At 39.3% G+C, this 20,979-nt stretch carries 19 protein-coding genes and 3 pseudogenes; 21 read left to right on the top strand and 1 reads right to left on the bottom strand.

Annotated features, from left to right (window positions below; translation table 11 throughout):
- The 6 genes and pseudogenes from J416_RS16280 to J416_RS16715 form a co-directional block, all read left to right on the top strand.
- Positions 1-171 (top strand): annotated as a pseudogene (locus J416_RS16280) (amino acid ABC transporter permease); the annotation flags it as partial.
- Complete coding sequence (locus tag J416_RS10755) at positions 168-890, top strand: amino acid ABC transporter ATP-binding protein (protein WP_003470974.1); 723 nt, start codon at positions 168-170, stop codon at positions 888-890. The pseudogene J416_RS16280 and the gene J416_RS10755, both read left to right, overlap by 4 nt.
- A gap of 95 nt (positions 891-985) precedes the next feature.
- Complete coding sequence (locus tag J416_RS10750) at positions 986-1,870, top strand: fumarylacetoacetate hydrolase family protein (protein WP_003470967.1); 885 nt, start codon at positions 986-988, stop codon at positions 1,868-1,870.
- A 142-nt stretch (positions 1,871-2,012) separates the two neighbouring features.
- Positions 2,013-3,188 carry a sensor histidine kinase gene (locus tag J416_RS10745; protein WP_003470966.1) on the top strand — a complete coding sequence of 392 codons (1,176 nt, stop codon included), beginning with the start codon at positions 2,013-2,015 and terminating at the stop codon, positions 3,186-3,188.
- A 5-nt stretch (positions 3,189-3,193) separates the two neighbouring features.
- Entirely contained in the window at positions 3,194-3,673 is a 480-nt protein-coding gene (locus tag J416_RS10740; RefSeq protein ID WP_052000960.1) for a response regulator, read from the top strand.
- Positions 3,568-3,858, top strand: coding sequence for a response regulator transcription factor (locus tag J416_RS16715; RefSeq protein ID WP_420805439.1), 291 nt, complete (start codon positions 3,568-3,570; stop codon positions 3,856-3,858). Before J416_RS10740 ends, J416_RS16715 begins: the two co-directional genes overlap by 106 nt.
- Here J416_RS16715 and J416_RS15800 read toward each other — a convergent pair.
- Positions 3,851-4,042, bottom strand: coding sequence for an anti-repressor SinI family protein (locus J416_RS15800; RefSeq protein ID WP_003470964.1), 192 nt, complete (start codon positions 4,040-4,042; stop codon positions 3,851-3,853). The two genes, J416_RS16715 and J416_RS15800, sit on opposite strands and share 8 nt — an antisense overlap.
- Positions 4,043-4,262: 220 nt before the next feature.
- Here J416_RS15800 and argC point away from each other — a divergent pair, with 220 nt between their 5' ends.
- The 15 genes and pseudogenes from argC to J416_RS10670 all read left to right on the top strand — a co-directional run.
- Positions 4,263-5,300 carry an N-acetyl-gamma-glutamyl-phosphate reductase gene (gene argC, locus J416_RS10735; protein WP_003470963.1) on the top strand — a complete coding sequence of 346 codons (1,038 nt, stop codon included), beginning with the start codon at positions 4,263-4,265 and terminating at the stop codon, positions 5,298-5,300.
- Between the two features lie 14 nt (positions 5,301-5,314).
- Positions 5,315-6,550, top strand: coding sequence for a bifunctional ornithine acetyltransferase/N-acetylglutamate synthase (argJ, locus tag J416_RS10730; protein ID WP_003470962.1), 1,236 nt, complete (start codon positions 5,315-5,317; stop codon positions 6,548-6,550).
- A 14-nt stretch (positions 6,551-6,564) separates the two neighbouring features.
- Entirely contained in the window at positions 6,565-7,368 is an 804-nt protein-coding gene (gene argB, locus J416_RS10725) for an acetylglutamate kinase (RefSeq protein ID WP_003470961.1), read from the top strand.
- A complete protein-coding gene (locus J416_RS10720) occupies positions 7,361-8,536 on the top strand; it encodes an aspartate aminotransferase family protein (RefSeq protein WP_003470960.1) in 1,176 nt (391 codons plus the stop codon). The genes argB and J416_RS10720 overlap by 8 nt, the downstream gene beginning before the upstream one ends.
- Positions 8,537-8,628: 92 nt before the next feature.
- Positions 8,629-9,528 carry a formyltetrahydrofolate deformylase gene (gene purU, locus J416_RS10715; protein ID WP_003470959.1) on the top strand — a complete coding sequence of 300 codons (900 nt, stop codon included), beginning with the start codon at positions 8,629-8,631 and terminating at the stop codon, positions 9,526-9,528.
- Positions 9,529-9,721: 193 nt separating this feature from the next.
- Entirely contained in the window at positions 9,722-10,480 is a 759-nt protein-coding gene (locus J416_RS10710) for a C40 family peptidase (RefSeq protein ID WP_003470957.1), read from the top strand.
- A gap of 285 nt (positions 10,481-10,765) precedes the next feature.
- Positions 10,766-11,458: an L-ribulose-5-phosphate 4-epimerase gene (araD, locus tag J416_RS10705; RefSeq protein ID WP_003470955.1), complete on the top strand. Its 693-nt coding sequence runs from the start codon at positions 10,766-10,768 to the stop codon at positions 11,456-11,458.
- A gap of 33 nt (positions 11,459-11,491) precedes the next feature.
- Positions 11,492-12,979 carry an L-arabinose isomerase gene (gene araA, locus J416_RS10700; RefSeq protein WP_003470953.1) on the top strand — a complete coding sequence of 496 codons (1,488 nt, stop codon included), beginning with the start codon at positions 11,492-11,494 and terminating at the stop codon, positions 12,977-12,979.
- A 157-nt stretch (positions 12,980-13,136) separates the two neighbouring features.
- Entirely contained in the window at positions 13,137-14,249 is a 1,113-nt protein-coding gene (locus J416_RS10695; RefSeq protein ID WP_003470952.1) for a GntR family transcriptional regulator, read from the top strand.
- A 379-nt stretch (positions 14,250-14,628) separates the two neighbouring features.
- Positions 14,629-15,750 carry a GntR family transcriptional regulator gene (locus J416_RS10690; RefSeq protein ID WP_003470950.1) on the top strand — a complete coding sequence of 374 codons (1,122 nt, stop codon included), beginning with the start codon at positions 14,629-14,631 and terminating at the stop codon, positions 15,748-15,750.
- 143 nt (positions 15,751-15,893) lie between these two features.
- Positions 15,894-16,769, top strand: coding sequence for an arabinan endo-1,5-alpha-L-arabinosidase (locus tag J416_RS10685; protein WP_052000959.1), 876 nt, complete (start codon positions 15,894-15,896; stop codon positions 16,767-16,769).
- 65 nt (positions 16,770-16,834) lie between these two features.
- Positions 16,835-17,179, top strand: coding sequence for a lipocalin-like domain-containing protein (locus J416_RS16040; protein WP_052000958.1), 345 nt, complete (start codon positions 16,835-16,837; stop codon positions 17,177-17,179).
- Between the two features lie 251 nt (positions 17,180-17,430).
- Positions 17,431-18,921, top strand: coding sequence for an arabinosylfuranosidase ArfA (gene arfA / locus J416_RS10680; protein ID WP_240407275.1), 1,491 nt, complete (start codon positions 17,431-17,433; stop codon positions 18,919-18,921).
- 55 nt (positions 18,922-18,976) lie between these two features.
- Positions 18,977-20,267: pseudogene (locus J416_RS10675) on the top strand (glycoside hydrolase family 27 protein).
- 10 nt (positions 20,268-20,277) lie between these two features.
- Positions 20,278-20,979: pseudogene (locus tag J416_RS10670) on the top strand (alpha-N-arabinofuranosidase); the annotation flags it as partial.

Below are 20,979 nucleotides of genomic sequence, written 5' to 3'. Positions count from 1 at the left end.
CTTGGTGCTATGATCGCAGCGCCGGAATTATTATATTGGGGTCGAGCAGCTGTTGGGCAATATTATAGAGTGTGGGAACCATACTTAATGGTTGCACTGATTTATTTAGTGTTAACCTTAACGTTAACCTATCTACTGAATTATGTAGAAAAGAGGCTTGATGTCAAATGATCTCCGTTAACCATTTAAAGAAAACATTTGGTGATTTAGAAGTATTAAAAGATATTAGTATGAACATCCAATCGCAAGAAGTTGTCGTCGTTGTGGGCCCTTCTGGCTCAGGGAAATCGACGTTTTTACGGTGCTTGAATTTGCTTGAATCAATCACGGATGGTTCGATTTCGATTGATGGTGAGGATGTAACTGATAAACATGTCGATATTAATCAGCTGCGCGCAGAAGTGGGCATGGTATTTCAACAATTCAACCTATTTCCGCATAAAACAGTGTTAGAAAATATCACACTTCCTATTGTGACGGTGAAGAAATGGGATAAGAATCGTGCAAAAGAAAAAGCGCGTGAACTATTAACGAAGGTCGGCTTGCTAGATAAAGAAGATGTATATCCTGACTCTTTATCAGGTGGACAAAAACAACGAGTAGCCATTGCTAGAGCCCTTGGAATGGAGCCGAAAGTGATGTTGTTTGATGAGCCGACTTCGGCCTTAGATCCTGAAATGGTCGGTGAAGTGTTAGAAGTGATGAAGGAACTGGCCCAAGAAGGGATGACCATGGTCGTTGTGACACATGAAATGGGATTTGCTCGGGAAGTAGGCGACCGCGTGATTTTTATGGATGAAGGATTTGTTGTGGAAGAAAATGAACCTGAACAATTATTTACAAATCCACAACATGAGCGGACCCAAGCATTCTTAAGTAAAGTATTATAATTTTGACGAGAGATGAATCGATAATCGGTTCATTTCTTTTTTTCGATTAGAAAACGTTTTATGATATTATGAGATCAAACAAAGGAGGAATGAGGATGAAAATTGTTAATTATCGTTTGCATCAACCATTTGCTACAGATCGCGTCGGTATCATTGTTGAAAATAAAGTAATCGATATGGCTTCAGCATCTCAGCAACAGCTTCCAGTATCTCCGAGTGACTTTTTTGCAATGGGGCAACCAGCCATTGAAAAAGCAAAAGAAATCGCGACAAATAACCAACATTTGCAGGCATCGTATGCTTTTGATCGTTCGCAAGTGACATTGGGGCCACCTGTACCCGATCCGAAAAAAATCATTTGCGTTGGTACCAATTATGCCGATCATGTGGCGGAAATGGGAAGTGAGCTACCGCAATACCCTGTGTTATTTTCCAAGTTTTCTAATGCCTTGATTGGACCAGAAGATGCTATCCATAAGTCGACAGCGACGGGTCAACTGGATTATGAAGTGGAACTAGCGTTAGTCATTGGGAAAAAGGCTTCATCTGTTAAGAAAGAACAGGCAACGAGCTATATTGCAGGCTATACTATAGGTAATGATATATCAGCCCGAGATTTACAAAAACGCACGCCACAATGGTTGCAAGGAAAATCGTTAGACCATACGACACCGATTGGTCCATGGGTGGTGACTGCAGACGAAGTAAAGCAGCCTGGTCAGTTGGATATTCGTTCATACGTGAATGGAGAAGAGCGCCAGTCTTCGAATACGAGACATTTTATTTTCGACATCCCATCCCTTATTTCATTTATCTCGGATCTCATCACGTTAGAACCTGGGGATATTATTTTAACGGGGACGCCAGATGGGGTTGGTTTGGCGATGGATCCACCGCAATTCCTTCAAACAGGAGACAAGGTTCGATTAGAAATTGAACAAATTGGTGAAATGGAACATCACATTGTAACGAAACCGTGATAAACGATTCATTTCGATTGATTTTGTTGTGCCTTCATATGTTTCTTTGATAGAATAATAATTAGATAATAGGATTTTTTTCCTATGATGTATAAATTAAACGGTGATTTAAGTCCCGTTTTTACGAAGAGATGGTGAGGTAATGGAATTGGATCAGGTCGTAGAAAAGCGAATCAATATTGCGATTATTGTTACATTTCTTATATTGCTGCCATGTTTTTTATTTGATGACCAAGATGACATCATTCGGCTTTATAGTTTTGCTTGCTCCTATATCATCCTGCAATATATACGAGATTTCATGTTCACCATACCTTGGAAACATTGGTTGGGTTATAGTTTCATAGGGGCCCACTCACTTGTTGTTTTCTTATTAATAGCCGTTGATCAATCATTTATTTCACAAATCTTTTTATTGGTTTTAATTGGAGAAATTGTTTTTACGTATTCGCTACGTCTGAGCCTCGCTTTTTCCATTCTAGCTTATATCGGTTTTATTATGGGGAAATGGATCGCATTTGACTTTCCAGGATGGGAAACGATGAGTTTTATGATTCCAAGGGTGACTGAATTTATTGTCGTTATTGGTTTTAGCTATCTTGTGAAACGAACGATGCAACAGAAAATACAATTAGAAAAAGCGTTTGAACGGATCAAAAAGTCTTCGCTCCAACTCGAAGAAAAAACAATCATCCAAGAGCGTAAGCGGATTGCTGGAGAAATGCATGATGTCACTGGATATACATTTTCCTCCGCGATTATTGGCATGGAAGCAATCAAGCAAATGATCGATAATGATCCACATGCAGCCAAGCAATGGACGACTAATATAAGGTCACAATTGCAACAAGGATTAGAACAAATTCGTTTTTCCGTGCGTCAATTACAAGAAAGTCATTTTTTTATCGATTTTCCAACAGCTATGATGACTTTAATAGATGATACGGAACAACAAACAGGTATTCAAGTGACGTCACAAATGGATATTGATAAATCCTCCTGTTCATCAAACCAAGAGATTACACTGTATCGTGCACTGCAAGAAGGATTGACAAATGGACTAAGGCACGGGAGAGCGAATTGGTTTCAATTTACGTTAACGACAAAAGATCAGATGATTTACTTTTACTTAGCGGACAATGGTACTGGTGTTCGTTCAGCAAATTTTCAAAAAGGGTTTGGGCTTAGTGCGATGGAAGAACGTATTAACGTATTAGGCGGCAGACTGAATATTTATACAAAACCAACTGGACATGCCGGGTTTGCTTATGAGATTTATTTGCCTTCCGAGTCATTACATAAAGAAGAGGTAGGGTGACATTTATGATGAAAACGACCGTAGTGATTGCCGATGATCAACAGATGATTTGTGATGGTCTAGAAGTCATATTAATGATGGAAGGTGACTTCGAAGTATTAGGATCGTTTCAAAATGGACAAGATGTCATCGATTTTGTTCAAACGCAGCAACCTGATGTCATCTTAATGGATATACGGATGCCAGGGATAGGTGGCATCGCTGCAACCCATCAGATTAAACAAATGCACCCATCGATTAAAATTATTATGTTAACGACATTTTCTCAAGATGAATATATGCTAGAAGCACTAAAAAGCGGAGCAAATGGCTATATACTGAAAGATGCTGGGAAAGGCCAGCTTATATCATCTATACGTCATTCTTTGAGTGGCCAAGTATTTATTCCAGAAAAACTTCAACCGGCATTGATAGAACAGTTAAACCATACCGACATCAAGCTCTATCCTTACAAGACGCCCTTGACAAGCGTGGGGTTCATCTAACGCCTACCGAGTTACAAATAGCGACGTTACTGTCAGAAGGAAAAAGTAATCAAGATATTTCGAGTCAGCTCTATTTATCCATTGGAACAGTCAAAAATTATGTAAGTAAAGTGTACCGAAAAATAAGTGTTTCCAATCGCTCGGAGGCGATATTGTTTTTTAAACGGATACAAACGATTAATTGAAACGTTGATCTTTGAGTTTTGGATAGGAAGTCAAGAATGCTCTGACTTCTTCTTTGGATAGGCCATAAAACTTTGCTAAATATACGAGTTTAAGCCAATCGGTATCGATAGTCGAAGTCACAGATGAATCGCTCGTATGTTTATATTCATCCATCGGCTCCACACCACCTTTCTGCTCACCCATCAATCATACGCTTTTCTGTATCTTTTGCAAAGGTAACTATAGTCACTTTTTACATGATTCAGTCATGAAAATCATAGGTCCAATGTGCGATAAATATCACATGCTCTCCAATGAACCAACAAATACAATTTTTAAATTTTATAAAATCATATTGCATGAAAATACAAAATAAAGTATAATTATAAATTAACAGAAACGGATCATTTAGGAGGAACGTAAAGTGGATGTAGCCATTATTGGAGGCACGGGATACGGTGCAGTCGAGTTATTGCGTTTTCTACAACAACATCCTTATGCCAACGTAAAGAAGATTATTTCTCATTCAAATAGTGGAACGGATTTTTCAGATGTATATCAACATACAGTAGAAGTGGTTGAGCTTCAGATGGAAGAAATCGATATTGATCAATTAGCACAAGAGGTTGAACTCGTGTTCTTTGCAACACCGTCAAACGTCAGTAAACATACCATTCCAGCATTGATTGATAAGGGGATAAAGTGTATTGACTTGTCAGGTGATTTCCGTTTGCAATCTCCGGAAGTATATCAACAATATTATGGAGAAGAAATTGCCCCACAGCCATACATTGAAAAAGCTGTGTACGGATTATGTGAAACGTATCGTGAGAACATTCAGCAAGCTGATTTACTGGCAAATCCAGGTTGTTATCCGACAGCGACGACGCTAGGTATTCTTCCTGTATTAGAACGAGATTTAATTGATCCCCAAACGATTCTCATCGATGCGAAAACAGGTGTATCAGGTGCAGGTAGAGGCTTATCGTTGAATGTTCATTTTTCGGAAATGAACGAAAATTTTAAAGCGTATAAAATCGGCCAGCATAAGCATATTCCAGAAATAGAGCAAACGTTATCAAGCGTAGCGAATGAGACCATTCAAGTTACATTCACACCGCATATTGTACCGATGACTCGTGGGATTATGAGTACGATTTATGTCGATCTAAAGGAACATCAATCAACGGAAGCATTCATCGATTTATATGAACGTTTTTATCAACAAGATCCATTTGTCCGAGTGCGAAAAAATGGCGTCATCCCGTCAACGAAAGAAGTTTGGGGAAGTAATTACTGTGACATCGGTTTATATGCTGATGAGAGAACAGGGAAGTTAATTATAGTTTCAGTGATTGATAATTTGGTAAAAGGAGCTTCTGGTCAGGCGATTCAAAACATGAATATTATGCAAGGCTGGGAGGAAACTGCAGGATTACACACATTACCTATTTACCCTTAAGGAGTGAGAGCATCATGTTCACCTCGCAAAATGAAGCGACGAGTACATTTCATATATTAGAAAATGGCAATATTGCCTCTGCTAAAGGTTTTACTGCTGGAGGACTGCATTGTGGCATTCGTAAAAGTAAGATTGATTTTGGATGGTTTTATTCAGATGTAGCAGCCCAAGTAGCCGGCGTATATACAACCAATCTATTTCAAGCAGCACCACTAAAGGTCACACAAGAAAGTATTGCTACCAAAAATGAATTACAGGCAGTCGTTGTAAATTCAGGTGTTGCCAATGCATGTACGGGTGAGAAAGGATTACAGGATGCATACGATATGCGAAAACTATTCGCCGAAACTGTAGGCGTAGAAGAGCATTTGGCTGCCGTTGCATCGACAGGTTTAATCGGAGAATTATTACCGATGGAGAAAATTCAATATGGGATCAACCAAGTACATGAAGCAACCCATCAAGGAGCTGGAAAGTTTGAATCAGCGATTTTGACGACCGATACGAAAGAAAAAGGGATTGCCGTTGAAGTTGAAATTGATGGTCAACCCGTGACGATCGGAGGAGCTGCGAAAGGTTCAGGCATGATTCACCCGAATATGGCGACAATGCTAGGGTTTATTACAACTGATGCCAATATCGAATCAGGGGAATTATCAAACGTACTAAAAGCCTTAACCAATCAGTCGTTTAATATGATTACAGTGGATGGCGATACAAGTACAAATGATATGGTCCTTGTTATGGCGAATGGGAAAGCAGAAAATCAACGATTAACGCCTCATCATGCCGAATGGTCGAAATTCTATCAAGCATTGCAATTTGTGTGTGAATATTTGGCGAAGGAAATTGCTAGAGATGGCGAAGGTGCGAGTAAATTAGTCGAAGTTAATGTGCAAGGTGCAAAAACAGAAGCGTCCGCATCGGCTATTGCTAAATCCATTATTTCCTCGAATTTAGTGAAAACAGCTATTCATGGCGCAGATGCAAACTGGGGGCGTATTATTACAGCGATTGGTTACAGTGGCGAATCACTCGATCCAGATCAAGTCAGTATTTTATTAGGAGATATTGAAGTTGTGAAAAATGGGATACCGGTCACATTTGATGAAGAAGAAGCAGCCTCTTATTTAAAACAAGAAGAAGTGACGATTTATGCCAAGTTAGGTGAAGGAAATGAAACAGCTACAGCTTGGGGCTGTGATTTATCGTATGAATACGTCAGAATTAATGCTTCTTATCGAACGTAAGGAGGATCTAAAAAATGAATTATGTAGTGATTAAGTGTGGTGGCAGCGTATTTGAACAGCTGTCCCCTTCTTTTTATCAAGATATTATTACATTGAGTCAACAAGGTGAATGGCAACCGATCATCGTTCATGGCGGTGGTCCGTACATTTCTGAATTGCTTGAGCAAACAGGTGTGACTACACAATTTGTTGATGGGCTTCGTGTCACAACGAATGACGTATTGGATGTCGTCGAAATGGCATTAAGCGGTTCGATTAATAAACAAATCGTTCGTCAACTGCATCAGTCAGGAGGTACAGCGATTGGTTTAAGTGGTGTTGATGGTAATTTACTGGGAGCAAAGCCAGTTGCAGGTAGTGAGCAACTCGGGTTTGTGGGCGAAGTAACCGCAGTGAACACGGCATTCATTCAATCATTGAGTGAAAGCCAAATGATACCAGTCATTGCCCCGATTGGTTTAGATCAGAACAGTCAGCGTTATAACATTAATGCAGATATGGCCGCATCAGCAATTGCGCAAGCCTTAGAGGCGAAGTTATGTTTTATTAGTGATATTCCAGGAATCTATCAAGAAGTGAATGGGGAAAAACAAGTCTTTCATCAACTTGACCAAGAGCAGATCCAGGCATTAATTGAGAAAGAAGTGATTTTTGGTGGCATGATTCCAAAAGTCCACTCAGCACTGGCGGCACTAGAAGAAAATGTGCCAGAAGTATCGATTGTGAATGGTACGAGAGAAAATGGTTTACTTGATTTTATGCAAGGTGAAGCAGTGGGCACGAGAATTATAAGAAAAGAGGAGGTTCCTTATGGCTAATCAGACCTTATCATCAGCAGTCATGGGTACGTATAACCGTTTCCCGGTGACGCTTGTAAAGGGGAAAGGTAGTTATGTATGGGATGAAGAAGACACAAAATATTTAGACTACTCATCAGGTATTGCGACTTGTAACTTAGGTCATGTCCCTAATGCTGTAGAAGAGGCGATGAATCAGCAACTGGGTGATCTATGGCATTGTTCGAATTTATTTCATATTCCATCACAGGAGGAGCTAGCGAAACAGTTAACAGATAATAGTTGTGGCGATCAGGTGTTTTTCTGTAATAGTGGTGCTGAAGCGAATGAAGCAGCGATCAAACTGGCGAGAAAATATGGTCAAGATGTCCAACAAAAAGAGCAGTCACAGATCATTACATTTACGAATTCTTTTCACGGAAGAACAATGGCCACGTTATCTGCTACAGGCCAAGAAAAAATTCAACAAGGATTTTCTCCACTTACACCAGGTTTTGATTATTTGCCGTTTAATGATGATGAAGCATTGAATCAGCTTGAGGAACTCTCACCAACAGCGGTTATGCTCGAATTGGTCCAAGGCGAAGGAGGCGTCATTCCTGCTAATCAACAATGGGTAGAACGCCTTGCAAGCATTTGTCAAAATCAAGATATCTTATTAATGGTAGATGAAATTCAGACAGGCATGGGCCGAACAGGTACGTTATTTGCTTATCAACAATACGGGATTGAGCCGGATGTCATTAGTTTGGCCAAGGGATTAGGATCAGGATTTCCGATTGGAGCGATCATTGCTAAGCAGGACGTTGCGAATGTTTTTTCTGCTGGTGCACACGGAAGTACATTTGGCGGCAACCCGCTAGCTACAACTGCTGGATTGGCGACGGTTCGTGAATTGACAGAAACCCCTGTAGTCACAGAATCAAAAAAGATAGCGTCTTATCTATGGCAGGAGCTTGAGAGCCTTAAAGAAGAAAGTACCATCATTCAAGATGTTCGAGGAATGGGACTGTTACTAGGCGTTGAGTTAAATCAACCAGCGATTGACATTGTTCATAAAGCGCGGAATGAACATCAATTACTGATCATTGTCGCTGGGCCGAATGTGCTCAGAATTTTACCGCCGTTAACGACAACATTTGATGAAGCAAAACAATTTATTTCGGTCATGAAACAGTTATTAACCTAGTCGAATGAACAAAGATGTAAAAAATTTGACTTGACCTTTTTACATGACGTGTTAAAGTAAATAAGGACGATAATAGGTAAAGAGGGATCAAGATGAAAGGTTATATAGCAGATAAGTTAGAATCATTTAAGCAAATAAATAAAAACCGTGCACGATTATTAATTCATTGTGCGGATCAGCCAGGCATCGTAGCTGCGGTATCGCAATTTTTATATGAGCATGACGCAAATATTATTGAGTCGAATCAATATTCAACCGATCCACATGGCGGCGAATTCTTTATTCGGATTGAATTTGAAATCCCAGACTTAAAGGAAAACGCAGATAAGTTAGAAGCTGACTTTCAACCCATTTCGGAAAAGTTTCAGATGGATGCAAACTTTACGTTTGTGGATCAAGTGAAAAAAATGGCGATCTTCGTTTCGAAAGAGCCGCATTGTTTATTAGAGTTGCTATGGGAATGGCAAAGCGGTGACTTACTGGCTGAGATTAGTATGGTGATTAGTAATCATGAGACGTCTCGCGAGTTGGTAGAACCACTAGGGATTCCTTACTACTATATTCCTGCGAATAAAGATATCCGTGAAGAAGTAGAAGCGAAACAAATTCGTTTGCTGCAAGAAAATGATATTGATGTCATTGTCTTGGCACGTTATATGCAAATTTTAACGCCAAATTTTGTCGAGACGTTCAAGAATCAAATTATTAATATTCACCATTCGTTTTTACCAGCCTTTATTGGGGCAAAGCCGTATGAGCGCGCTTATGATCGAGGCGTTAAGTTAATTGGTGCGACTTCCCATTTTGTGACGAATGACCTTGATGAAGGACCGATTATTGAACAGGATATTAGTCGTGTCGATCATCGCGATAATGTAGAAGCCATGAAGAAAATTGGTCAATCAGTCGAACGAAGCGTATTAGCTCGAGCGGTGAAATGGCATTTAGAAGACCGCATTATTGTGCACGGCAATAAAACCATCGTATTTTAACTCATAAAGCATTTATCTTCTTTTTAAATAAGAGGGTGAATGCTTTTTTTGTTTGGGTATACATCGGTAGTCATCAAACAGGCGGATGAAAAAGCTCTGTTTGCATGGAATGTAGCCAACTGTTTCGTGAAATGATGGATAGATCAGTGTGCAATTTCACGTGTAACGCATAGGCTATGGTGAGGTGATGAATATGGATCATTATTTTCACGTATGGAAAGATCATTGCAGTTTATACATCTTACCGAATGAACGGCTCGTCGATATTCAGTTATTTCTTGATCATGAATATATTACGGGCAGTTCGTATCCTCAAAGTTTCTCCATTCGATTGGATGCAGATCATACCTATCGAACCCTAATGGCTACAGGGCAATTGTCAGAATATACGCGTGAAAAAGTGGAAGAATGGTATACGATTGAAACAAAAGATAAAGAACGTGATCGACGATATCAATCTGGTGATATATTAGTAGCAAGTGATAATGTGAATTCTCAGTTTACCGGTTACATGGGGCATGCGGCTTTAGTCATTAGTCAAGATCAATTAATTGAATCTCCCGGGATTGAACCTGCTATCGCAAAGGATTCGATCGATCAATTTTTAGCCAAACATCCTATTCACGCACAATACCGACCGAAGGATGCAAAACGAGGGCAAAAAGCCGCACAATTTGCGATTCAATATTATCAACAATTTCAAGAGAATCTTAAAAACGGTATTCAAAAACCGACTTTTTCCTTTGATCTATCACAATCGCTTGATGAACCATGGGAACATATCTATTGTTCGAAATTAATCTGGCTTGCCTACCACTATGGAGCCGGTTATACATTTGAAAATGATGATTGGTGGTTTGCTCCAGAAGATTTATATAACCATTTAAAAAATAACGAATCATTTATTGAGATTTATAAGCATCCAGATGTTCAGTTTCATATCAATATTTAAATGAAGTTGAGAATAAAAGTGCCGAAGTTGCGAATAAAAGCGCCAAAGTTGAGATTAAATCCCCCGAAGTCGAGAATAAACCTTCCAAAGTCGAAAATAAACTAAAAATAGCATAATGGCCTCGCATCTTACATTGTGTAATATTTTGAATGTTTCATATAAAATTTTATAAAAATCACCTTTCCGTATTGAATGTACGTACGAATTATATTATTATAGAGTTAAATATCGCTACACATACGTACAAGAAACCACTTTGTTAGAGTGAAAGGAAAGGTGATACCCATGCTTGAATCCTTGAAACAGCAGGTGCTAGAAGCGAATGCAAATCTACCAAAATATGGACTCGTTACTTTTACTTGGGGTAATGTAAGCGGATTCGATAAAGATAGTGGCTTAATGGTTATTAAGCCAAGTGGTGTACCTTATGAAGAATTAAAACCATCAGATTTAGTTGTATTAGATTTAGATGGAAATATCGTTGAAGGTGATCTAAAGCCATCTTCTGATACACCGACACACCGCTTATTATATAAGAAATTCCCAGGAATCGGTGGCGTTGTACACACACATTCAGCTTGGGCAACAAGTTGGGCGCAGGCAGGAAAGTCAATTCCAGCACTAGGAACGACGCAAGCGGATTATTTTTACGGGACGATTCCTTGCACAAGAAGAATGACAGAGGAAGAAGTGAAACAAGATTACGAATGGGAAACAGGAAACGTGATTGCAGAAACATTTCATGACATCGATCCAGTACAAGTTCCTGGCGTTCTTGTTCATAGCCATGCGCCATTTATTTGGGGAAAAGATCCGAATGAAGCTTTGCATAATGCCGTTGTATTAGAAGAAGTAGCAAAAATGGCATTGCATACGTATCAAATTAATCCCGATACCCAACCAATGGATGATTATTTATTAGATAAACACTATTTACGCAAACATGGCAAGAATGCATATTACGGGCAAGATAACTAAACAATGAGATAACGACAATGAGGAGGCAAACATATGCTAGAAGTACGTCCTTATAAATTTTGGTTTGTAACAGGTAGTCAACATTTGTATGGTGAGGAGACCATTCAAGAAGTCGAGAATCACTCCAAGGAAATCGTAGCAGGCTTAAATCAGGCGGGGGATCTTCCTTTTGACATTGAATATAAAGCAGTCCTTACGACATCGAAGGATATTCATCAATTAATGCAACAAGCGAATACAGATGAATATTGTGCTGGTGTCATTACTTGGATGCATACATTTTCACCAGCCAAAACGTGGATTGCAGGTTTAAAGGCATTACAAAAACCATTGCTGCATTTGCATACCCAATACAATCGCGATATTCCATGGGATAGCATCGACATGGACTTTATGAACCTGAACCAAGCAGCTCACGGTGACCGTGAATATGGCTTTATCGGTACTCGTATGGATGTTTCGAGAAAAGTGGTTGTCGGTCACTGGAAAAATGCTGATGTGCAGAACAAAGTCGCTTCATGGATGAGAACAGCAGTCGCTGTAACAGAAGGAACGAACATCCGTGTCGCTCGCTTTGGTGATAATATGCGTAATGTAGCCGTAACTGACGGTGATAAAATTGAAGCACAAATTAAATTTGGTTGGACCGTTGACTATTATGGTATCGGTGATCTTGTCGAGGAAATGGACAAAGTGACGGACGATGAACTGCAAGCACTTTTCCAAGAATATGATAAACTTTATGATTTACCAGAAGAAGCCAAACAAGCAGGTCCTGTTCGTGAATCGATTTTGGAACAAGGCCGTATTGAATTGGGCTTAAAATCATTTTTAGAAAAAGGAAACTATACAGCGTTTACCACAAACTTTGAAGATCTGCATGGAATGAAGCAACTTCCAGGTCTTGCGGCACAACGCTTGATGGCAGAAGGATATGGTTTTGCTGGTGAAGGTGACTGGCGAACAGCGGCGCTTCTTCGTTTCATGAAAATTATCGGCAATAATCAAGGGACGTCCTTTATGGAAGATTATACGTACCACCTGGAAGAAGGTAATGAGATGACGTTAGGGTCTCATATGTTAGAGGTATGTCCGACGCTTACAGCAACGAAACCGAAAATTGTCGTCCATCCATTAGGCATTGGTGGCAAGGAAGATCCAGCACGTTTAGTATTTGATGGACGTGGTGGCGATGCTGTGAACGCTTCACTTGTTGAAATGGGAGGTCGTTTCCGCCTAGTGATCAACGAAGTGAAAGCAGAACAACCACAAAAGGAAACGCCAAACTTACCGGTTGCCAAAGTATTATGGAGACCGGAACCGTCATTAACAGAGGCGACGGAAGCTTGGATTTATGCAGGCGGTGCACACCATACGGTATTCTCTTTTGATGTAACGACAGAGCAACTGTATGATTTTGCGACTATGGCAGATATTGAATGCGTGGTCATTGATAAAGATACGAAGTTACGTCAATTCCGAAATGAATTAAAATGGAATGAAGCCATTTATCGCCGCTAAAAGATGAGCAGAGATCTATGCAACATAGGTCTCTGCATTCTTTCTATTAGAAGTAATTTCACCTTTTGATCTTGACAGTTGTCATGAATGCTTTATGCTTATAATTAAGGTAAGATGTGTACGGATGAACTTTGTAGGAGTATCGGGGTGTATATACATGCAGACGAAGTATAATAAGGTCAAGGAAGCGATTCAGTCAAAAATATTAGATGGAACCTTTGAACCTCATCAAAAAATCAGTTCTGAGAGTGAATTGATGAAACAATTTAATGTTAGTCGACATACCGTTCGATTAGCGATTGGTGACTTGGTGAATCAAGGATGGCTGTATCGTGAGCAAGGTGCGGGAACCTTTTGTGCAGATCGCTCAAAGGAAGAACATACAGGGCTGATTCAGCAAAAAAATATTGCCATTATTACCACATATATATCAGATTATATTTTTCCATCCATTATACGTGGTGCAGAATCATATTTGAGTGAACAAGGTTATCAAGTCAGTCTATTTAGTACGAACAACAATCATGATATGGAACGAAAATTTTTAGAGAAAATATTAACCCAGCATTTTGACGGTGTCATTATTGAACCGACTAGAAGTGCTTTATCTAATCCAAATATTAATTATTATTTAAACCTAGAACGACAGAATATTCCTTATCTTATGATAAATGCCTATTATGATGAATTAGAACCATTTCGAATTGTCATTGATGATGAACAAGGTGGTTATGTGCAAACCGAGCATTTAATTGAACAAGGTCACCGAAATATTATCGGCTTTTTCAAAACTGATGATATGCAAGGGACAAAGCGGATGAAAGGCTATTTAAAGGCACATCGGATGAATGGTTTAGAACTATCGCCGAACAATATCATTACCTATAATACAGAAGAAAAGTCGACAAAACCGGTAGAAATGTTAGAAAAAATATTATCAGATACGAACGAGGAACGACCAACAGCGATCGTTTGTTATAATGACGAATTAGCGATCAATTTATTAGATGTGATCCGTGAAGCAAATTTGAAAATTCCAGACGACATATCGATTGTCGGGTTTGATAATTCATTCATGGCAGAATTAACAGAAGTCAAATTAACGACAGTCGCCCATCCTCAAAGTGAAATGGGCGAATTGGCAGCAAAAGTGATTCTCGATATGATAGAGGCTTCAAAAGCGACGCAACGAAAAGAAAATCTCGAGAAAGATTATATCCATTTTGAACCGAAATTGATCAAGCGACATTCGACGGCTGAAAACAAATAATAAAAGAAACGTACCCTATCATAAAAGATATCAAGGGTACGTTTTTTTATGTATGAAAGAAATGAATCGATCTCTTTTCTATAATGCTCGCAGTAATAAACGTATAAGTTAAATAAATGAGATAAATTTATTCATTATAATGACATTAAAAACTTATTGATTTATTTTTAACGAAAAAATACCAAAAGTATTGTAAATTAGTATTTGTTTGATTATACTAGTAGTACGTACAAATATACTTGATTCATTTTAAGTTGTTTTAACTGAAACCGCTAACAAAAACTAGGTAAAAATGTATTAGCGCTTTAATTGATAAAAACTTTCTTAGTTTGGTTAATAAAGGAACGGTAGTGATGTTCTGACGATGGGGGTGCATGTAGTGGAGGCGAAGTATAAAAAAATTAAACAATCGATAAAATCGAGCATTTTGGAAGGTTTAATCGTTCCGCATGAGAAAATCGGTTCTGAAAGTGAAATGATGAAAGAATTTAATGTAAGTCGACATACCGTCCGCTTAGCTATTGGTGAATTAGTGAATGAGGGTTGGTTGTATCGAGAACAAGGGGCAGGGACATTTTGCGCTGACCGGACAAGTATTGACAGAAAGCGTTCGATGGAACAATCGCAAAAAAATATTGCCATTGTTACAACATACATTTCTGAGTATATTTTTCCTTCCATTATTCGAGGGGCGGAAGCCTTTTTAAGTGAGCATGGATATCATGTTAGTATCTTTAATACACATAACCAGTACGATCAAGAGCGAATGATCTTAAACAAAATACTAATGGGAAGTTATGATGGTGTCATCATTGAACCGACCAATAGTGCGTCATCAAATCCGAATTTACACTATTATTTAAAACTAGAAGAATATCAGATTCCGTATGTTATGATCAATGCTACGTATGAGGAACTGGAACCGATTAGTTTTATGATGGATGATCAAAGAGGCGGATATATACAGGCTGAACATTTAATTCAACACGGGCATAAGGAAATTGCTTGCATTTATAAAACCGACGATGTGCAAGGCCAAAAACGACTAAAAGGATATATTAAGGCTCATCGAGAAATGGGGATTCCGATTAATCCTAAGAATATGATTACGTATCATACGCAAAATCAATTTACAAAGCCAGTTGAAGAATTAAAGAAATTATTAGCAGCGAAAAACAATCAGCCGACAGCCGTTGCTTGTTATAATGATCAGTTAGTATTACGACTGATGGACTTTCTTCGTGAAGAAGGGATCCAAATACCTAAGGATTTATCGTTTGTTGGTTACGATGATTCCATGTTAGCCGATATTTCAGAAGTAAAGATAACCTCTGTCATTCACCCAAAAAGTAAATTAGGGTTAGATGCGGCACAGGCGATTATTCAACTCATTAAGAAAAAGGTATCGAATCCCGAAACGCTATCAAAATTATATTCACCAGAGTTACAGATCAGACAATCTACATTAAAATTACGTGATGATTTAGCGACAACATCCTAAATGCTCGCTAAGGTGAAATATCCCGATGTCATTGAACATGGCACTCGGGGTATTTTTTTATTATAAAAAACATCTCATACGTAAATGTTTTCATCATATTTTGTTATAATAAATGTACGTATATTTGAAGGAGGAATGAATAGATGATGAATGGTAAAGATTTGCCGCCAGATGATTTATACAATGACGAATACATACATGATGAATCGAGGTGGACAACAAATAACGTTCATGACCCAGCTATTATAAAAGATGGTGATTGGTACTATGTATTTTCAACAGATGCTGAAATGGGAGGAGATGGACAGGCAGGTATTCAAATAAGGAAATCGTCAGACCTCATTCATTGGCAGTGGGTCACTCGAGCGTTTTCAGAAGGTGTACCAAAAGAGGCGAAGCAATGGACGGGGGCTAAAGGGTTATGGGCTCCGGAAATTATTAAGATGAATGGACAATACTATATGTATTATGCGGCTAGTCAATTTGGTAAAACACAATCGTTTATTGGTGTAGCCACAAGTGAACATATTGAAGGACCTTTTGTTGACCATGGTGAAGTCTATAAATCGAAACAAGACGAACCAGGACCGAATGCAATTGATGCGAATATTACATTTGATCGGAATGGGGAGCCATGGATGGTGTACGGCTCTTTTTTTGGTGGTATTTACATCGCTGCCATTGACCAAACTACCGGGAAGTTAAAACAACCAGAGAGTAAAGGGAGATTAATAGCGAAGCGTCCAGTACAAGTGGATCGTGCGATAGAGGGCCCTTATATTGTTTATCATCCCACATTCGATTTCTATTATCTATTTGTATCCTATGATTCGCTGTTTTCCAACTATAATATACGAGTTGCGAGATCAAAAGATATAACCGGACCCTATGAAGATATTAGGGGCCACCAAATGACCGATGTAGAAAAAGACCCCTATCTTGTGGGGACCAAATTGCTTGGCGGGTACCAATTTCAAAACCATGATGGTTGGATCGCACCAGGCACAATACCGTATTAAAAGATGGAGATGACTATTTTGTCTGTCATCACATACGAGCGCCAAAAGACAAAAGATTTCATTATTTGCATATTCGTAAATTGATATGGACAGAAAAAGGATGGCCTGTTATTTCGCCTGAACGATTTGCGGGTGAGACGAATCGACACATCTGTAGTAATGAGTTGCCAGGTGAATGGGAAGTGATTCAAGTGGATCCGTTGAACGATGGACAAGATCAAGCGCTGCGTATAAATTTAAGAGAATCTGTCTGGCAACATCTATCAGGTAATGTCTATCAACTACATGATGAAACATATACCATGCAAGTAACGGTACACGAAGCGTGGGATTGGGAACAATGGAAATCAACAGTGGTCTTTGAATCCATTCACTCAGATGGTGTTGTATATTTAGCAAAAAAACGCTAGCTTTATCTTGACAAAAACAGTAATATTTTTTAATCTTAATATACGTACAATTTTTATATTTTTGGTTTAATTTTTCGTAAATGTACGTTCCAGTTTGTATTTTATGAATCTTGTATGAAATGAAATTTGTTTTCATGCATCATTTGTAAGCGTTTTATATAGTTGGGTGGAAAGCTGCATCTTACTATTTAAATAGAAGTAACAAACACGAAAGGATGATCTTAGTGGGAAAAGAAACAGTAAAGGCAAACATGGTAGTAGACAAGGCATTTCAGATTTCGGAGATTGATCCTCGTGTATACGGATCATTTATTGAACATTTAGGTCGAGCAGTGTATGGCGGTATCTATGAGCCTAATCATCCGACAGCAGATGAAAATGGCTTCAGACAAGATGTGTTAGATCTCGTAAAAGAACTACAAGTACCCATTGTTCGTTATCCAGGTGGAAATATGGTGTCAGCATATAACTGGGAAGACGGTGTTGGACCGAAAGAAGATCGACCAAAGCGTCTCGAATTGGCGTGGCGAGTCATTGAAACGAATCAAGTAGGGACAAATGAATTTGCACAATGGGCGCAAAAGGCCAATACGGATGTCATGATGGCAGTGAACCTTGGTACAAGAGGGATTGATGCAGCTAGAAATCTATTAGAATATTGTAATCACCCTGGAGGTACATATTGGAGTGATCTACGTAAATCGCATGGTTTTGAAAATCCACATAATATAAAAACGTGGTGTCTAGGAAATGAGATGGATGGCCCTTGGCAAGTTGGCCAGAAAACGGCTCATGAATACGGTCGCCTAGCGTATGAAACAGGTAAAGCGATGCGCCTCGTTGACCCAGACATTGAACTTGTAACGTGTGGTAGCTCCAATTCACAAATGCCGACATTCCCTGATTGGGAAGCGGAGACTTTGGAACATACGTATGAAATCGCCGACTATATTTCCTTGCATCAATATTATGGAAATAGAAGTGGTGATACAGCTAACTTCTTAGCGAAATCACTTGATATGGAAAACTTTATTCAAACAGTGATTGCAACTTGTGATTATATTAAAGCGAAGAAACGCAGTAAGAAAACGATGTATTTAAGCTTTGACGAATGGAATGTATGGTTCCACTCCAATGAACAAGACAAACAAATTGATCCATGGACCATTGCACCGCCTCAATTAGAAGATGTATATACATTTGAAGACGCGTTGTTGATTGGAAGTATGCTAAATACAATGCTTCGTCATTCGGATCGTGTAAAAATTGCATGTATGGCGCAACTGGTTAATGTTATTGCACCGATTATGACAGACAACGGTGGCAATGCTTGGAAACAATCGATCTTTTACCCATATTACTATACATCCGTATATGGACGTGGTGTGGCTTTACACCCAGTTGTCGATTCACCAAAATATGATAGCAAGGATTTCACAGATGTTCCTTATTTAGATCCTTCCGTAGTATATAATGAAGAAAAAGAAGAACTCGTAATTTTTGCAACGAATCGTCACTTAAAACATACGCTCGAAGTGGACATTGATGTGCGTTCATTTGAAGACTATGAAGTAGTGGAACATGTCGTGTTAGAAAATGATGATGCTAAAGCGGTGAATACAGCGAAACAAGAAAATGTTAAACCGCATACAAATGGTGAATCATATCTTGATGGCGGTAAATTAGTCGGAATCTTCCCTAAATTCTCTTGGAACATGGTGCGCTTAAAGAAAAAACAGTAACCAAGATTGGAATGAATCAATCACGATCATATTTTTCTGAAAGAGGGTGAGGCATTTGCAACATCATTCGTATGCCTTAACACCACCAATGGGATGGAACAGCTGGGATTGTTACGGGGCAACGGTTACTGAAGAAGAGGTGAAGGCAAACGCAACGTATATGGCGTCACACTTAAAAGATTATGGTTGGGAATATGTTGTTGTGGATATTCAATGGTCGGAGCCAGGAGCCGTTTCTTCTGCTTACCGACCATTTGTCCCATTAGAAATGGATGAGTATTCACGTCTGATTCCAGCTGTCAATCGATTTCCATCAGCAAGTAATGGGAACGGATTTCAACCCCTAGCAGACTTTGTTCATCAATTAGGGTTGAAATTTGGCATCCATATCATGAGAGGTATACCGAGACAAGCCGTTCACGAAAATACCCGTATTTTGGGTACAGACGTCCGTGCAAGAGATATTGCGAAGCCGAATTCAATTTGCCCTTGGAATACGGACATGTATGGGATTGATATGGAAAAGCGCGGTGCACAAGCTACTATGATTCCCTCTTTCAGTTATATGCTGAGTGGGGCGTTGATTTTGTCAAAGTCGATGATATTGCTGATTCGAAACTGTATGGGATGCACCGTGATGAAATTAAAATGATTCGAAAAGCCATCGATCGTTGCGCTCGGCCGATTGTCTTAAGTTTATCACCGGGACCGGCCGCATTAGATCATGCGAGTTTCTTAGAAGAGCATGCGAATATGTGGCGGATGACAGATGACTTTTGGGACAAATGGGAACATCTATATGAGATGTTTGATCGTTGCTATAAATGGAGCAAAAACATCGGTCCAGGCTATTGGCCCGATGCTGATATGTTACCGCTTGGTCATATCGGCATTCGATCGGTCGACGGAGCGCCGGTGATCGTTTCACAAGGTTTACGAAAGATGAGCAGCAAACCATGATGACACTATGGTCGATTTTTCGCTCTCCTTTCATGTTCGGTGGCGAATTAAGAGATAACGATGAATGGACACATTCCTTATTAACGAATCGCGAAGTCATTGAAGTTCATCAAGCGTCATCAGGTGCTCGGCAAGTCTATCGTGAAGATGACCGCGTCGTTTGGACAGCAACAGGTCACGACAATAGTGTGTATGTTGCATTATACAATATAGCAGACGAGGTTCAAAAGGTTTCGCTTGAGCTAGAATCAATCAATATAAGTGAGGAAAACTTGCACGTTCGTGACCTTTGGAACCAAAAAGATATACATGATGTGAAGCGAAGTATTGAGGATGATCTTCGCCCTCATGCTTCGACATTATATAAAATAACGATAAAAAAATGAGGTGGATGAAATGGGGACAAAAGCAATTTTAAATGCTGATGTGACACGAGGAAAAATTAACAAAAATATTTACGGTCATTTTTCTGAACATTTGGGTCGTTGTATTTATGAAGGATATTGGGTTGGCGAAGATTCATCGATTCCAAATACGAACGGGATCCGCAATGATGTCGTGGAAGCCCTTAGAAACATTAACATTCCAGTCCTTCGTTGGCCTGGCGGTTGTTTTGCAGATGAGTATCATTGGAAAGATGGTGTAGGCCCTCGTGAAAATCGTAAACGTATGATTAACACGCATTGGGGCGGTGTCGTTGAAAACAATCATTTTGGGACACATGAGTTTATGATGCTATGTGATATGTTAGATACGGAACCCTATATTTGCGGTAATGTAGGAAGCGGTACCGTTCAAGAAATGTCTGAATGGGTAGAGTACATGACATTTGATGGTGAGAGTCCAATGTCTAATTGGCGTCAAGAGAATGGTAGAGAAGAACCATGGGCGTTAAAGTATTTTGGTGTTGGTAATGAGAATTGGGGTTGTGGTGGTAATATGCGACCGCAATACTACGCCGATCTTTATCGTAGATTCCAAACATATGTAAGAGAATATGGAGATAATAAGATTTATCGTATCGCTGGTGGTGCTAACGTTGCCGATTACAATTGGACCGACGTGCTTATGAGAGAAGCTAGTGATATGATGGATGGC

The organism is Gracilibacillus halophilus YIM-C55.5, assembly GCF_000359605.1.
In the GTDB taxonomy this organism is placed as follows: Bacteria; Bacillota; Bacilli; order Bacillales; family Amphibacillaceae; genus Gracilibacillus; species Gracilibacillus halophilus.
The sequence above is the reverse complement of the archived record's forward strand: the minus strand, read 5'-3'. Positions and strand labels throughout refer to the sequence as shown.